Here is a 16,312-nt window from a genome sequence, read left to right on the forward strand (position 1 = left end):
GGTGAACTGCACCCCGTCAAGTAGACAGTACAAATAATAAAAATAGTTAGGCGGTCTTGGTCCTGTAATCCATTGGACTGAGGCCGTTTAATTTTGCTTGTAATCGTTCGTGGTTGTAAAAACGGATATAGGCCTCAATGTCCCTCTTGAGGTCCTCATAGGTATCGTACGTGTGTAAATAATACTTCTCGCATTTGAGGGTCCCCCAGAAAGACTCCATTGGACCGTTATCGATGCACCGCCCAACACGGGACATACTCTGGATCATTTTGTTGTCATCCAAGAGCTTCTTAAAGCCTAGGGAGGTGTATTGGAAGCCTCGGTCGCTATGAAGCATGGGTCTGCTTCCTGGAGCTGCTTTCAAGGCCAGTTTCAACGTCTGAAATACAAGTGGATTATTATTAGAACGCCCTAGTACATAGGAGACGATGGATTTGTCATGAAGGTCAAGAATAGCGCTTAAGTACGCTTTCTGGCCATTGCCGCACTTGAATTCCGTAACATCGGTGAGCCACTTTTCATTCGGTGCATCGGCATGGAATTTTCGGTTTAGCAAGTTCTCCGCCACCTGGTGTGGAGTGGCGTTCGGGTATCTCTTTTTCTTCCTCCGGATAACAGACTGGATTCCCTGTACCCTCATCAGGCGGTAGACGCGCTTATGGTTAATCGTTTTATTCGTCTGAYTGCGCATATGTAACGTTAATTGGCGATAGCCAAAGATGCGCTCAACATTCTCGTAAATGGACAACATGACTTGTGTCAGCTCTGCGTTCTCCTGTTCACGGGAACTGGGTTTGTGATTTAGCCACTTGTAATAGCTTGAGCGTGCAATACCTGCTATTTCACACAGAAGTTGAACGCTGAACAACGCTTCTTCCCGAAGCCCTTGAATGGCAAGATAGACGTTCTCTTGTTGGCTTAGTTTCGCCTCCTTTGGAATTCCCGTAACTTTTTTAGAAAGGCATTCTCCGCCCGAAGCCGCTCAATTTCGTGCTCCATCTTCTTCATATTGAGTTTCTGTTGCTCGGSCTCCGTTAACTCTTCAGGGGCTTTCTTTCTCCCTCGGCCATCCTTTAACGCATCCTGACCGCCATCTTCAAATTTTTTTACCCACTGGTACACTTGCTGGTAGGAGACCTGAAACTGTCCCGCTGTCTTATGGTAGTCCTGCTGATTTGCCAGGCAATGTTGGACGATATCGATCCGTTCCTGCCACGTCGTAGAGCGACCCTTTGTCATAGCTTTTGCTTCCCCTTTATAGGCTTTTAAGCTGCTATGACTATTATACTTCTTTATCCAATTCGAAAGTTGCGTTCTACTAGCAATCTTGTATTTATCGATGATCTGGTACGGAGTCAATCTCCCCTCAAGGTGCTCCTGCACTGCTCGGATCTTAAGCTCAGCGCTGTAACTTCGATTATGAGTACGACTCTCTAAACCTTCATATCCGTAGACCTTATAACGACGTTGCCATTTCCATAAGGTCCCTGTGTTAATGCCGTGTTTATTGCCTACAGCATTAACACCTATCTCACCATTCTCAATTTCTTCAAGGATAGCGAGTTTCTCTGAAGCAGAATATTGTCGTCTAAGCATGAAAAAGCTCCCCTTCCAGTAGTAGGTTTTATTATTTCACCTGTCTACCGTAAGGGGAGCATATCAAACGCATAATCCGCTTAAAATTGGTTATGCATGATACTCACTGGGAACTAGCGAACCGCTTATAAATGACATTTGTGTTATAAAAATGGGGAATATGTTTTATATTTATGCAGGAGAATAACCTAAGGTTTAAAACTTTCATAGCCAAGCTTCTAATAGCGAGGTTAACGGAAGATCGGCAAGTTCCGGTAATTACAGCCCTTATTGATTTCAATAAGGAAAATGCAAAAGGAAAAGAAAAAGAGAAATTCAGCAAATTCATCGATCGATTAACGACTGATCAATTAAAGCGAATTGCTGGATATTGAAAGTAATTGATGGAGTGATAAACTTGGCCGTTCACTTGCAATTTATACAATACGAACATGCAGTGATTAAACCTATGCGAAAAGATATAGAACCATGTAATTCCATACTATGAAGGAACGAAGTTTGTTAACGATTTCTCCTAAAACATTACTGAATCGGTGGCATTAACACCTAAATGGGAAGAGAACCGACTGGTTACAACTCGCTCAATCCTACATACCAAACTACGGGTCTGATCAGACTCTATCCTCGAAGGGTTCCCACGTTCATCTCCAAACCCCTCGAGTTTAAGTTGTATTTTCATATCACACTATGAGGTGAACCAGCTTTACCGGTTGACCATTTTTGTTTAGATTGTGTATTTGTCATCTTTTGCTGCTCTTTCCGCTGGCATGAAAAAATCGGACATGATAGGACTCAACAACCCTATTCATGAATTTCTTATTAATTGTCTGCACGTTTTTTTAGACAAAAAGTTAATGTAAAAGAAAATACGATAATCATTTCCAAAACGAGCATGATATTTCCGCCCAAACTATTTTTCTTTAAATAAAAATAATTATATGTAATCCCATTATTAAATATAAATAATTTCAATAAACCTATTCCGATTGGTACAAGAAAAGTCATGACCTTACTTTTTTTTATATTGAATATGACATTGAAACATCGGTATAAAACATAAACTTCAAGAGACAACTTCGAAATAACGGTCGGAATCCAAAAGAAAAAAAGCACCAAACCGAGTCGATCAATTGAATCTGTAATTTTCATTTCTCTGTCCATAGAGATTGTCGGGTGAGTTTGATTTTTCATCAAATCTTCTCCGAAAATCGCAAGTTCGGAGAATATGATGAGATATAGTAAAAAAAGACCAAGAAGTGTTCCAAATATCATGGTTATTTTTATGCCTTTAAGAGGCGTCATTTGTCCTAAAAGCGCTAACAAAATAATGGTTTCAGCGGCCCATGGAAGTGCGTTTAATACAGCTTGCATTAAGGATGGAAAAGTTCCGCCATTTATAATGGGTACTACATTAATAAAGTCCATCTTTTTGAATAGCAGAATGGGAGCTAATAACATGGAAAATAAAAGAGCAGGAAAAATCAGCTCGTTAAAGCTGGCGATACTTCCCAATCCTAATCTTGCAACATAAACTAAAACCAATATAGTAATCAAAATTGTTACCGTAATCGGTGTCTTCGGTAAGAGAGCTATTTGCATTGAATCAACAAATGCTTGTAAATCATGTAAAAGAAGTACAGTAACAAATAAAACGAACAAAAAGGAAATTATTTTCTCAGACCTATGATATTTCCCGTTTTTTATAGTAAAGACGTCCCAAATCGGTATTTTTCCAAGTCCCATAAAGATAATTATTGTTAAGATGACTATGAATGGAACCAAAAAGAAAAAAACGAGCCAAGCGTTTCTACCGGCAATTATTACTTGCGACAAAGGAAAATGAATGAGTGATACCGTCAATACAACATTCGCACTAAGCATTATTACTTGTGAGTGTGTTAATTTATCCTTCATCCAATTAGTCTCCCCCGGGATTAATGTTACAGTTTGTTAATGCTTCGAAGTTTGAATACTCAACCCTGTACTGTCTATTTCGAAATTGACGTTAATGTCAGTTTTGATATTGGGAAGCATTTGATCCCACTGAACTTTCCATTCTTTTTCCCATTGAGTATTTTTGAACACATACAAGTAATGTCCTAAACCAAAGGTATCAATACCGTTTACTAATGTTTTTTTTAAGAGGTCTTCAACTTGCTGTTTGATCGTTGATTCCAAAGCTGATTCCAATTGCTTAATGATTGTTGTGTCATCCAGGTTGAATATCTCCTCGCTTTCGCTAATATAACCTTTGCCGGATATTTTGATATGAAATTCAGGGGATTTATTGGTAATCACTGGTTTTATCTTGAAGCTTTGACTGCTGACTGTAACGCTCACAAATTTGCTATTATTGCTAGGGAAAGTAATTGATTTCCCTAGCATTGCTTTGTGTTTCATCCATAGGACTCCTAAACTTTGGCTGTCATTAGAAATAAACTTCATTTTTTCCTCTTTGAAAATTGCTATCTGCTTGACTTCAAGTTTACCTTTTTCGATATCGACTAGGGGAGCAATCGGGTCAGATCCTTCTTTATACAAATCTCTAAGAAATTCACGCGATGTGATGCCCAATCCCATTAATCTTCCTATCCCCTTAATAGCTTCAGCAGAAACTCCACCTGAATTGGGATTTGTATTTAAAATATCAAATGCTTTTTTTCTTGTGATATAAATATAAGTCGTTAGTCTAGTTTCTCTATTTCGATTAACAAAATCGAGTACTTCACTAATATTTTTTTTGGCAATATCTTCATGAATAATGATAATCTGTTGGTGAGAATACCTTAAGATATGGGATGTTTGATGCTGTATTTTTTGAAGTGCTTCTTGTATGCTGTGACCTGTATTGCTCTCCAAGAAATATGCTTTTTTATTCCCTTCTTCTTCTCCTTGACCTATAGTGATTGGAATTTGAACAGTCACTTTAAACTCATCGTTCGATTTGTCGATACCTGTAGCTAGCACCAATGCTACATCGTTTATTTCCATCTGATCCGTACAGCCCATAAGAAACGAACAAATGACCAACATACTTAAAAGAAAAAAACAGTTCCGCTTCATCTTTTATTTCTCCCTCTAATGAATGAACGATAATGAAAGGCGTCCTTATTTTGTCGTAGGCGCATTAACCACCAAGGAACTCTTACCAAAACATCTTTTTGTTCCCGAATGGAAAAAGGAGCGAAGGGAGACATAAATGGCATTCCGAAGGATTTTAGACTACATAAATGTGCGCCAATAAGCACCATACCTATTGATATACCGAACAGTCCCAAAAAACTGGCTAAAACCATCAAAGGGAAACGAAGTAATCTTAGCGTGTCCGCAATATTTGCCTTCGGTATTATAGATGCTGCTATGCCAGTTATTGATGTAACGATAACCATAGGCGCTGAAACTATTCCGGCTTGAACAGCAGCTGTACCGATAACGATCGCACCTAAAATACTTACGGTTTGACCGATCAATCTTGGCAGCCTAACACCAGCTTCTCTGAGAGCTTCAAAAGTGACTTCCATTGTGATGGCCTCAAGGAGTGCTGGTAGCGGCACTTTTTCGTGACTAGCCATCAGCGTGAGAAGCATATCTGTAGGTATCAATTCAATTTGATAGGTTGAAAGCGCGATGTACAAGGCAGGAAGCAGTAAAGTAATAAACACAGATAGATATCGAATTAATCTAATGAAAGTAGAAAAATAAAAACGATGATAGTAATCCTCGCTGCTTTGTAACAATTGCCAAAATGTTGTCGGAACAATTAACACGGATGGTGCACCATCCAACAAAATAGTGATTCTACCTTCCAACAAGCTTGCAACAGTTGTATCAGGGCGCTCAGTATTTTGAATTTGAGGAAATGGACTGAAAGGATTGTCTTCAATAAATTCTTCTACGTATTCACTTTCAAGAATGCCATCTATGTCAATCAGATCTATTCTTTTCTGAAGTTCTTTTAAAATATCTTGGTTTACCAAGTGATCCAAATATACTAACGCTACGGATGTTTGTGTTTGTGTTCCTACCTTTTTTTGTATGATCTTTAATTGAGGAGAACGAATTTTTTGTCTTATTAGAACAATATTAGTTGAAATATTCTCAATAAAACCGTCTTTAGATCCTCGAATAACGGACTCCGATGTTGGTTCAGAAACCTGTCTGTAAGCGCCGCCCTTCGTCTTGAAGATTAATGCCTTATTTATATCGTCAACTAGTACAACGGAATGACCATTCAAAACTTCGCTGACGACTTCATTCATTTCTTCAGTTTCATTGATAGGTGATGTGTACAACCTCTCTTCGATATGACTTTGGGTACATTGTTCTATAAAATCTTTTGACAGCAATTTTTTAATGACTTCTAACGGGATGCTTTCATCATTAACAAAACCATTAAGATATATAAGGTAAATTCTTTTACTTTCCACTAAATATGATTTGTAAATAACATCAGGGCAATCCTGAAACAACGTTTGCAGATATGATATATTACTCGCAATGCTCGAATTTACTAGCGGTGAAGATTCATCTTTATCTGACAAATTGTTATTCGAACTGTTTTGATTTTTGATTGGAGATTTTGACCCTGACACTGGCTTCCCTCCCTCATTGTCATTTTTTTCGACTATAACGCTAAATTTTCTTTTGGTTTTATTTCTCAGCATTTTTGTGGCAGTATCAAGTTGTCTTTTGAATATTGAAGTTATCTTTTACAAAAATGAATATTATTATGTAAGAAATTTCATTATTTTTGATTCTATTTATTGATTTGAGCATTGAATTGCGTCTCATGCTTAAGACAAACTCGTGTACCTACAGGAGGCGTTGTTATTTCTTGCTAGCTATTGAACACCACGATCTGAAAGGACGATCAAGCCTCTTTCATTTTCTACGTGGCCATGCAGACACGATATGTGGTTTCATTTTTTAGAAATTTTGATTCAGTAGGTTATCGGCAACTTCATCCAATTGTCTCCGTCTAATTAGATACTAGTGCAGCAACGCAGTTGTCCAGCGGACGACTCGGCGTAGGCGTATAAAGTTATTGACTTTATCTTATTTATTAAGTTATTATAAATTTACACAAAATAATATTCGGCGTGTTACCATTATGGGCATGAGCCAAAGATTAAAATTTCCTTTTTGGAAGTTTTGGTCTTTGGCTCTTTTTAGTTCCTAATGGCATACGGAAGGGAGGCATGAGAATCGATAAGAAACATAGTCCGCCTTATTTGCCATGAAGATAAACTGAAAATGATTTGATCAGATGATGAAGGGGAGATCGTAGAAATGCTTGCATTCTTACAGAAAATTGGAAAGGCTCTCATGCTTCCGATCGCATCATTACCGGCGGCTTCGTTGCTGCTTAGATTCGGCAACATTGATTATGTGAAGGACCTTGGCCTAGGCGCCAATGTCGGAGGATGGCTCAATCAATATTTGGCCCCCTTTCTAAACGCAGGCGGTTCCGCGATATTCGGAAATCTTCCGTTGATCTTCGCAATCGGAGTTGCGATCGGATTGAGCGGAGATGCAGTAGCGGCTCTAGCGGCTGTAATTGCTTACAAAGTTTTGGTCAATGTGCTGGATGCCGTTCCGTTAGCTTTCGATTTTATCGGCCAAGACACCAAGATCAACATGGGTGTGATCGGCGGCATCGTTGCAGGACTCGTATCTTCCGGATTGTACAAGCGTTACCATAATATTAAACTACCGGATTGGCTTGGCTTCTTCAGCGGAAAACGATTTGTGCCGATCGTCACCTCTTTCGCGATGGTAGCCGTGGGACTCCTATTCGGATTAATTTGGGCTCCGGTCCAGAGCGGATTGGATATCTTTGGTCGTTGGGTGGTTGATTTGGGCGGAATCGGCGCGTTTATCTTTATGACCGCCAACCGTTTGCTCGTTCCTTTTGGACTGCATCATATTCTTAACTCAATCGCTTGGTTTCAAATCGGATCGTTCACGGATGCTGCTGGCAATGTCGTTCACGGAGATTTGACACGCTTCTTTGCGGGAGATAAGACGGCGGGGATGTTCATGACAGGCTTCTTTCCGATTATGATGTTTGCACTGCCCGGAGCAGCGCTTGCGATTATTCATACAGCCAAGAAGGAGAGGAGAAAAGCGGTCGCTTCCATATTTATTGGTGCTGCGGCGGTATCCTTCTTGACCGGGATTACAGAACCGATCGAGTTCGCGTTTATGTTCGCAGCTCCATTGTTGTTCGTAATGCATGCCCTCTTGGCTGGCGTTAGCGGATTTATCATGGCGACACTCGGCGTTAAACTAGGCGCAGGTTTCTCGCAAGGCTTGATCGATTATCTCATCAATTTCTCGCTTGGTACCAAACCGCTCCTCATGATTCCCGTAGGTTTATGTTTCGGTTTGATCTATTATGTACTGTTCCGATTCGCTATCGTAACCTTTAACCTGAAAACGCCAGGTCGCGAAACCGGTGAAGAAAAGGTAGGAAAGGATGCGGCAGGAACCTCCAGTTTGGCATCTCAGGCAGTGGACGTGCTTCATTCGATCGGCGGTGCCGGGAACATCAGTGATATCGACGCGTGCATTACCCGATTGCGGCTGGTCGTAAAGGATGAGCATGCGGTTGATGATAAGAAACTTAAGGAACTTGGCGCTAGCGGCATCATGAGGCTTGGTAAAGGCGTCGTACAAGTTATTTTTGGCGTAAAATCCGAAATGTTAAAAGACGAAATCAAAAAAATAATGTAGTTTGAATGGAGGATTAGTGATGTCGGCATTGCACATATGGAATGTTCGAGCTGTATTACGCGATCAGATTATTGAATGTTCTTACGTTAGCATTGAACACGGTAAAATCAAAGCGATCGTACCAGGGAATTACGTCGCTCAAGCCGATGTCCCTGAGGGTCATTTAGACGGGAAAGGACGTCTGCTGATTCCAGGCATGATTGACGTCCATATCCATGGCGCTCGCGGATATGACATGATGGACGGTACGACTCGAAGCATCGAAGAAGTATCGATCGCGTGTGTGGAGACCGGATGCACGACTTTTCTGGCAACGTCCGTCAGTTCAACCATTGAGCAGTTGATTGAGATGATCAAGAATGTCACTTCTGTATCGGGACGGGAGCCTGGTGCAAAGATAGCAGGGATTCATATGGAAGGACCTTATCTGCATCCCAAACGAAAAGGCATGCAGAACGAGAAATTTTTAAGGCATCCAGACATGCAAGAAATGGATACCATTCTTCAGTACGCGGGAGATAAGATGAAAATGGTCACATTAGCTCCGGAACTTCCTGGAGCGATGGAGATGATCGATTATCTGGTCGGTAAAGGCATTGTCGTGGCCGTCGCACACTCCGATGCGACTTATGAAGAGGCTAAACAAGCATTTGCTTCGGGAGCTAGCCATATTACCCATTGCTTTAACGGCATGCGTCCTATTCATCACCGCGACCCGGGCCTGATCGTAGCCGCTTTCGAAGAGGAAAAGGTCAGCCTGCAAGCGATCGTGGACGGAGTACATCTCCATCCAGCCATTATCAGGCTCATGCATCGCCTGAAAGGAGCTGATGGCGTCGTATTGATAACGGACGCTCTGCAAGCGATGGGAATGGGAGATGGACAATACCACTTCGGGGGCAATCATACGGAGGTTGTAGATGGAGTAGCCAGACTGCAAGACGGTACGCTGGCTTCCAGTACTGTAACAATGAACCTGGCTTTGCGAAATACGATTGAGYTAGGGATTTCAGTACCGGAGGCGGTCGCAATGGCAACAAAGACGCCGGCGGATATTCTAGGGCTCTCCAACAAGGGGCGTATCTCGGAAGGCGCCGATGCCGATCTCGTCTTGCTTGACGAACAGTTCAACGTCTTATGGACGATGGTAGAGGGTAAACTGTTGTATCAAAGCTAATGCAAATGAGGGATGTTCAGTGGTGAATATCGATGGCCGGTTGCGGATTGAACGAATTATCGGAAACAACGTTATATTGGCGAAAGAAGAGAGCACGGATACGGAACTGGTATTGTTCGGCAAAGGAATCGGGTTTTATTCCAAGGATATCGGGTATCTTCAATCCAATGACCCCAGAATCGAGAAGCGATTTCGCATGGACGATCAGGATCGAATGAAAGATTACCGGCTTCTTCTCGATGATATCCCTACGGAAGTGGTTAGAATCTCCGAGAAAATAATCGAATTAGTAGCGAGTCGATTTGAGAAGACGATTCGATACAAGATATATTTTGCGCTGCCGAGCCACATTCACTTTGCCATTTATCGATTAAGAAATGGCATGGACATCGTCAATCCCTTTTTGTATGAGACCAAAATGGTATTCCCCAAGGAATACGATATTGCCTGCGAGGCCGCGGAGATGATCCGCGAGGCCTTCCATGTCGATATCCCCGAAGATGAGATCGGATTTCTGTCTTACCATATCCATTCGGGAATCGCAGATGTATCGGTAGGTCAAATCATTAAGTTTTCAAATCTTATTAACCAACTCGTCATCGAGATTGAACAAAGGGAGAATATCCGAATTCCGAGGGAGAGTGCAGCCTACTCCCACTTAATCTCCCATTTCCGTTACATGATTGAACGGATTCTGCAGCGGAAGGTCACGCCGAATCCATTCTTGCCGGAGATGAAGAATAACTCTATGAGGGAATACGCGCTGGCCGTGGAACTCCGGCATTTGATTCAAGACCAACTTCAAACGGATATGCCCGACGAAGAGGTGGGCTATTTGGTCATGCATTTGTTCCTTTTATTTCAATCGATTTCTACTTCACAAGAATAAAGAGAGGGGGAGAAACCATGTTGTCAAAGTGGTTGCAGCAATCCAAACAGAAGTTACAATCAATCGAGCTGATCGCGCCTCTAACCGGAGAAGCGGTGTTATTGTCTGAGGTGCCTGATGAAGCGTTCGGAAAAGGTGAAATCGGAAACGGATTCGCTATAGTGCCAACTGAAGGAAAGTTGATCGCTCCGATCGATGCTACCGTAATGCATATCATTCAAACTGCACACGCCATTATTCTGGAACATAAGAGCGGCGTTCAAATCCTGATGCATATCGGAATCAATACAGTTGGCATGCAAGGAAGAGGGTTCAAACCTTTGATTTCAAACGGTGCAGCGGTAAAGGCGGGACAAACATTAATCGAGTTCGATCTCGCATTAATTGAGAACGAGGGCTACTCGCCTATTACGCCAATCGTTGTCGCAAATGGAGAAGTGGTTGCTTCGATGGAATGTCGGTATGGGAAGGTATCGGCCGGTGAGCCCGGCGCAATGTTCTTGAAGTTACTAGGTTGAACTGTGCCGCTTAAAACTAATGAATAAGGATGTGCAACGATGCAGAAGCAGTTCGTCATTCAGAATCAACTTGGACTACATGTACGACCAGCCAAACAATTGGTGGCCCAGGCCATGCAATATTCATGCTCGATCTTCATTGAGAAAGACGGAGCCAAATTTAATGCAAAAAGTCTCGTAAACGTATTGACGGCGGGCATCAAGTATGGCGATTCCGTCACGCTTATCACCGAAGGAGAAGGTGAGGCAGAAGCAATACAAGCCTTAGGCGAATTGCTGGTCGCTCCCATAGAATCAAAACCAGCACAGAAGGGGCACTAAACCATGATGTTACAAGGCATCCCTGCATCCCCAGGATATGCGGTGGGGAGAGTGAGGGTAATCCGAACGGCCATACCGCAAAAGTCCGCTATATCCATTGATCCATCTTCTATACCGTCAGAACTTGCACGTCTCGATGCAGCTCTATCTCGTGCTGAAGAGGACTTGGTTGAACTTCATGAGAAATGGCTGAACAGCAATCACGAACAAGAAGCTGAAATATTTGAAGGGCATCTCTTTTTGCTTCGTGATGACGTGCTCCGTACGTCGATTCGGGACAAGATTCAACATGAGCGGCTTCAGACTGAGTCCGCTGTTATTCGGACTGTAGAAGAAATAGCCGATGCGATGTCCCGAATCGATGACCCCTATCTTCAAATGCGTTCAGCGGATTTCTACGATATCGGAAATCGAATAAACGATCTTTTAACGAGCAGCGCGTCAGTCGTACCAAATTTGGTCTCTGAGCCAGAAATTCTGATTGCCGACGATTTGCTGCCTTCTTTTGTTGCCCAACTTGATACCACTACTGTCAGCGGATTCGCCACGTCATTAGGAGGTGCAACTTCGCATACGGCAATCCTTGCACGTTCTATAGGACTTCCCGCTATTATTGGAGGAGGAGACTCCTTGCGGCATGTGGAAGACGGCCAGTGGATCATCCTTGACGGTATCGAAGGTAAAATTATTCTTGATCCCGAAGAGGATGAACTGTCTCACTACAGAGTGCTAACGGAAGCTTATCACGAGAGGATGAACAATCTAAAATCCTTCCTCCATCGACCAACCTCGACAAAGGATGGACATTTAGTCGAGTTGATGGCAAATATTGGTCTAGCGCAGGAGGCATCTTCGGCGAAGGAGGAAGGAGCCGAGGGGATCGGACTGTTCCGAACCGAATTCATGTTTATGGGCAGGAATGACCTCCCGGATGAAAATGAGCAGGTGCAAGCTTATTGCGACGCCGTCAGGGCACTTGAGCCGAACACGCCTGTTGTTATTCGAACAATGGACATCGGCGGCGATAAAGAACTACCAGTCCTGAATTTGCCGAAAGAAGAGAACCCGTTCTTAGGATTCAGAGCGATTCGGATCAGCCTGGAGAAGACGGATATGTTCAAGACGCAGCTTCGCGCGATTTTGAGGGCTAGTGCGATCGGCAACATTAGCATCATGTTCCCAATGATCTCCACACTTCAGGAGTGGCACCGAGCGGTCGAAATCCTCGAACAAGTCAAGAAGGAATTGTCCGAAGAGGGAATTCCGTACAAAGCTGCGATCGCAGTCGGGATGATGATTGAAGTGCCGTCAGCAGCTGTGATGGCAGACCGTTTCGCCAAGCACGTCGATTTCTTCAGCATCGGGACAAATGATTTAGTTCAGTATACGATGGCGGCTGATCGGATGAATCCATCAGTCATGCATATGAATGATCACATGCAGCCTGCCGTACTAAAGCTTATCAACTACGTCATCCAAGCTGCAATAAAGGAGAACAAGCCGGTCGGGATGTGCGGGGAGATGGCGAGTGAGCGCTTGGCGGTACCCATACTGATAGGTATGGGACTGCAGAAATTTAGCATGAATGGCAAATCGATTTTGTCGGTTCGTGAACTGATCTCCCGAATTGATCGGTCGGAAGCCGTTGAGTTGGTCAAAACTGTCATGCAAATGGATGAAACTAGTGCGATTAAGCAGCATGTTCATAATTGGCTCAAGGATCAAGGAAACTGAATGAACACAGGACAGGATAGGGTCGGCTCTGCTCATGGAGCCGGCTTATCTTGTTCTCGTGAATTTTATTGTATTTTCGATTGGACAGAGGTGCTCTTTTTTATACAGACTCCAAATTATTCGTTTTACAGGAATTCTAACGGAAATGCCGATGCCGCTCTGGCGATTAAGGAAGATTTCATGATGGGTTTAACTTCTGAAAGCTTCGAGCACGAAGGTATCACGATGAGTGCGCAAGCTGCAGTGGTGTTGAGATGATTACTTGTGCATAGTAAAAAAAATTTTTAATAAGCGGACTTATAGAGCAATTTCTATTGGTCCGTTTTTCATGATTGAAGGACATTCGTCCTTCCCAACCTGTGAACATTTATTATTTTTTGGAAATGATCATTATAGTCTGTCGACTATGCACGGCATGTAGCTTAGGATTGATTTAAACCCATTACCAGAAGGATGCTTACTTATGAATATTATGCAAGATTTTGGACTGCGTCTTAAAGAAATACGACTACGATCAAGTATGTCTCAAGACACGCTTGCCTCACTCTCAGGTCTCGATAGGACATATATTGGGGGAGTGGAACGCGGTGAGCGTAATGTTTCACTGAAAAATATTGGAATTTTATGTAATACACTAAATGTAGATATTAGTTATTTTTTTGCTGATGAACGATTATCTTTACATACAGCTTTCTTGAAAAGTGAATGGAGTCTGCCTCTGGAAACGCGCTTTAAATTTATTGTGCAAAGTGAGGACAATATCATCGCTTGGCAAGTGACAGGGGCTTTACATCTCAATGAAGTAAAGAAGATCTGTCTGGATTTAAAGAGCGCTTGTCGTCAGCTTGCCTCAGGTAAAGTGAAATTGCTTATTGATACTAGTAAGATGATGACAAAAGATCAGCCCTATGCCTTTCAAAATGAAGTTAGAGAGGTTTGGGTAGAGCTTCAACGATGGTTTTTGCCTCATTGCGAACACGTCGTTGTACTTTATAATTCGAGATTTATGCAGAGTCAGATGAATCGGCTTGCTAAACGGAGCGGGATTATTAAAGTTCAGAAAAGTCTCTTTGTTGAAAATAGGCATTCGTTGGCTGATGGAGAGGATGATTTACAGCATGTAATCAAGGAATACTTAACCACAAGATAACCTAAGAATGCGTTTGTTGAAAGATATGAATAACTTTTATCAGATTACCGATATGACAGGATGAAAGTTACTAAAAGTAGGAGGTTATTCTGTGGACAGGAATCTAGCATTTGTACATCGAGTTAATATTATACTAACCTGGTTTTTTATGATCTCATGTGCATTAAGTACAGTGTTTTATATGGCAATGGGTCGTTGGGAGTTAGGAATAAACTCGGCAATCAGCCTATTGCCTGGGGGAATCATTACATATTTTGTTTACAAAAAAATCGGAATTAGAGTCATTCCTTATGTGTATTCCGCTATCATATTTTTAGGGACGATTTCTTTAGCAGCGCAAAAAGCTGATCTGCTGATTTATGCCATGTTGATTATGACGTTGGCTATTAATGCTATTTATTTAAATTTTAGATACATATTTGTAAGTAGTATCATTACCATTATTTTGGCACTGACATTCATGTTCGAAATACCTGATGTGTACAAGTCCGATGGTTCTCAATCCATGATGATTACCTTAATTTTTATCTTGTTTTTCATAGCTGGCATGCTCTGTTTACAAGCTCATCTTGGTACGAAATTAAGAGGAGACATTGAAAAAAGCTTTACAGAATCTGTGGCTGCTCAACATGAATCAGAACGACTGCTAGAAAAGATTAGTCAATCAATAGAAGTTCTTACTTCTTTCAATCAAAGCTTGAGCACTAATGTGGGCTCTACAGGAATCGTTTTTCGCGAACTTTCCACTGCTTTTTCAGAAGTCGCCAAAGGTGTGGAAATGCAGGCAAGCAGTGTTGCGGATATTAATGAATCCATCAAAACCGTTGATATGTCCATCATGAGGACATTCAGTAATTCTTCGCAAATTGATAGATTAATTCAATCCACAGCATTAAAGACTCAGGAGGGTAGCAAGAAAATCGAGAATCTAACTGAGGAAATTCAAATATTGGCAAATATTATAACGATGATCGTAACTTCAATGAATGAATTGAATTTGCAAAGTGAAAATATCGGGGATATTGTTACAGCGATTAGCGATATTTCAAGTCAAACAAATTTGCTCGCACTTAATGCGGCAATCGAAGCAGCACGTGCAGGCGAGCATGGAAGAGGCTTTGCTGTGGTTTCTTCGGAAGTGCGTAAATTAGCGAAAAATTCTCAGAATTCTACAAAGCAAATTGTGGATATTCTAAGTGAAATAAAGAAAAAGACTCAAACGATAACCAACCAGGTAACCATGGGCCAGCAAGCTGTTTTAGCTGGTAAAGAGGTTGCTATCGATGCGGAGCGAACGTTTCGAGACATTAGCACAACTATGCAAAATGTAGTGGAACAAGTTGCTGAATCTCAAGATATGGTAACTGAATTAAAAAATTCTTCTCAAATAATCGCTTCTGAACTTGCAAATGTATCTAGTGTTACCGAGCAATCAAGTGCTTCCGTCGAGGAGATTTCTGCGAGTATTGATCAGCAAAACAGTACAGTTCAGACAATGGTAAGCAGCTTTAAGCAGCTTGAGGAGCTTATATTGGAGTTACAGCGTCCAACAAAAGAGAAATAGATCATTATACTTTGCTGAATCATCAGCTCCCATCCTCTATAGTATGGGAGCTATTTGATTTTAGGAGAGATAAAAAAATGAGGAAAAATGTTTGTAGTTGGGGTAGTATTTTCAACCCGATTAAAAGGATCCAATATTAACTAACGGATAAAACTGTTTGGCTTGGTAATGCATGGTTAGTTATCTCTTACTAGTAACTTGAGCTAGATTTGAACGATGCTAACTAACTGTAAGTTATTGACTTTCGTTTTTCATAAATCACACTGTATTGGATGGTTCGTTTAAGATTCGCATGCTGGATCCACATGTAGGTACTTAATGTTTAATTTTGGACATACTGAACTCCTATTTTACAAGAATGCTAAAAGCTATCGTAAAGGGCAATTGTAACTTTAGTAACGATACTTATAGTCCGTCGACTTTACTTGAACATTTAACTTAACATGACTTTATACCCCATAGATCAGAAGGTTGCTTACTTATGAATATTTTGCTGGATTTCGGATTATGTCTTTAAGCATTATGGCTGTGATCATGTATATCTCAGGATACGCTTGCCTCTCTAAGCTGAATAGTGCATATATTGGAGGTGTGGAACGTGGTGAGCGCAAAATATCGTTAAGAAAAA

At 41.6% G+C, this 16,312-nt stretch carries 14 protein-coding genes; 9 read left to right on the forward strand and 5 right to left on the reverse strand.

Annotation, left to right across the window (positions count from 1 at the left end; genetic code table 11):
- Positions 1–46 precede the first annotated feature (46 nt).
- The 5 genes from AB4Z29_RS15585 to AB4Z29_RS15605 all read right to left on the reverse strand — a co-directional run bounded on the left by AB4Z29_RS15585 (position 47) and on the right by AB4Z29_RS15605 (position 6,188).
- Complete coding sequence (locus AB4Z29_RS15585; protein WP_441943955.1) at positions 47–868, reverse strand: IS3 family transposase; 822 nt, start codon at positions 866–868, stop codon at positions 47–49.
- Positions 869–918: 50 nt separating this feature from the next.
- The gene (locus AB4Z29_RS15590) at positions 919–1,596 is read right to left on the reverse strand and encodes a transposase (protein WP_441943956.1); all 678 of its coding nucleotides are present in this window, start codon (positions 1,594–1,596) and stop codon (positions 919–921) included.
- An 819-nt stretch (positions 1,597–2,415) separates the two neighbouring features.
- Positions 2,416–3,510, reverse strand: coding sequence for a GerAB/ArcD/ProY family transporter (locus AB4Z29_RS15595; RefSeq protein WP_441943957.1), 1,095 nt, complete (start codon positions 3,508–3,510; stop codon positions 2,416–2,418).
- Positions 3,511–3,546: 36 nt separating this feature from the next.
- Positions 3,547–4,659 carry a Ger(x)C family spore germination protein gene (locus tag AB4Z29_RS15600; protein ID WP_441943958.1) on the reverse strand — a complete coding sequence of 371 codons (1,113 nt, stop codon included), beginning with the start codon at positions 4,657–4,659 and terminating at the stop codon, positions 3,547–3,549.
- Positions 4,656–6,188 carry a spore germination protein gene (locus AB4Z29_RS15605; RefSeq protein ID WP_441943959.1) on the reverse strand — a complete coding sequence of 511 codons (1,533 nt, stop codon included), beginning with the start codon at positions 6,186–6,188 and terminating at the stop codon, positions 4,656–4,658. Before AB4Z29_RS15605 ends, AB4Z29_RS15600 begins: the two co-directional genes overlap by 4 nt.
- A 697-nt stretch (positions 6,189–6,885) precedes the next feature.
- Here AB4Z29_RS15605 and nagE point away from each other — a divergent pair.
- The 9 genes from nagE (at position 6,886) to AB4Z29_RS15650 (ending at position 15,684) form a co-directional block, all read left to right on the forward strand.
- Positions 6,886–8,331, forward strand: a complete 1,446-nt coding sequence (gene nagE / locus AB4Z29_RS15610) for an N-acetylglucosamine-specific PTS transporter subunit IIBC (protein ID WP_441943960.1) — start codon at positions 6,886–6,888, stop codon at positions 8,329–8,331.
- A 19-nt stretch (positions 8,332–8,350) separates the two neighbouring features.
- The gene (gene nagA, locus AB4Z29_RS15615) at positions 8,351–9,508 is read left to right on the forward strand and encodes an N-acetylglucosamine-6-phosphate deacetylase (RefSeq protein ID WP_441943961.1); all 1,158 of its coding nucleotides are present in this window, start codon (positions 8,351–8,353) and stop codon (positions 9,506–9,508) included.
- Positions 9,509–9,530: 22 nt separating this feature from the next.
- Positions 9,531–10,397 carry a PRD domain-containing protein gene (locus AB4Z29_RS15620; protein ID WP_441943962.1) on the forward strand — a complete coding sequence of 289 codons (867 nt, stop codon included), beginning with the start codon at positions 9,531–9,533 and terminating at the stop codon, positions 10,395–10,397.
- Positions 10,398–10,414: 17 nt separating this feature from the next.
- Positions 10,415–10,915, forward strand: coding sequence for a PTS sugar transporter subunit IIA (locus tag AB4Z29_RS15625; RefSeq protein ID WP_441943963.1), 501 nt, complete (start codon positions 10,415–10,417; stop codon positions 10,913–10,915).
- A 39-nt stretch (positions 10,916–10,954) separates the two neighbouring features.
- On the forward strand, positions 10,955–11,236 hold the full coding sequence (locus tag AB4Z29_RS15630; protein WP_441943964.1) for an HPr family phosphocarrier protein: 282 nt from the start codon (positions 10,955–10,957) through the stop codon (positions 11,234–11,236).
- 3 nt (positions 11,237–11,239) lie between these two features.
- On the forward strand, positions 11,240–12,970 hold the full coding sequence (gene ptsP, locus AB4Z29_RS15635; RefSeq protein ID WP_441943965.1) for a phosphoenolpyruvate--protein phosphotransferase: 1,731 nt from the start codon (positions 11,240–11,242) through the stop codon (positions 12,968–12,970).
- Positions 12,971–13,228 (forward strand): hypothetical protein, encoded by a 258-nt coding sequence (locus AB4Z29_RS15640; RefSeq protein ID WP_441943966.1) that lies wholly within the window; start codon positions 12,971–12,973, stop codon positions 13,226–13,228.
- A 205-nt stretch (positions 13,229–13,433) separates the two neighbouring features.
- The gene (locus tag AB4Z29_RS15645; protein ID WP_441943967.1) at positions 13,434–14,120 is read left to right on the forward strand and encodes a helix-turn-helix domain-containing protein; all 687 of its coding nucleotides are present in this window, start codon (positions 13,434–13,436) and stop codon (positions 14,118–14,120) included.
- Positions 14,121–14,211: 91 nt separating this feature from the next.
- Positions 14,212–15,684: a methyl-accepting chemotaxis protein gene (locus tag AB4Z29_RS15650; RefSeq protein WP_441943968.1), complete on the forward strand. Its 1,473-nt coding sequence runs from the start codon at positions 14,212–14,214 to the stop codon at positions 15,682–15,684.
- Positions 15,685–16,312: the final 628 nt, after the last annotated feature.

Origin of the sequence: Paenibacillus sp. 2TAB23, assembly GCF_052115165.1 — a bacterium.
In the GTDB taxonomy this organism is placed as follows: Bacteria; Bacillota; Bacilli; order Paenibacillales; family Paenibacillaceae; genus Pristimantibacillus.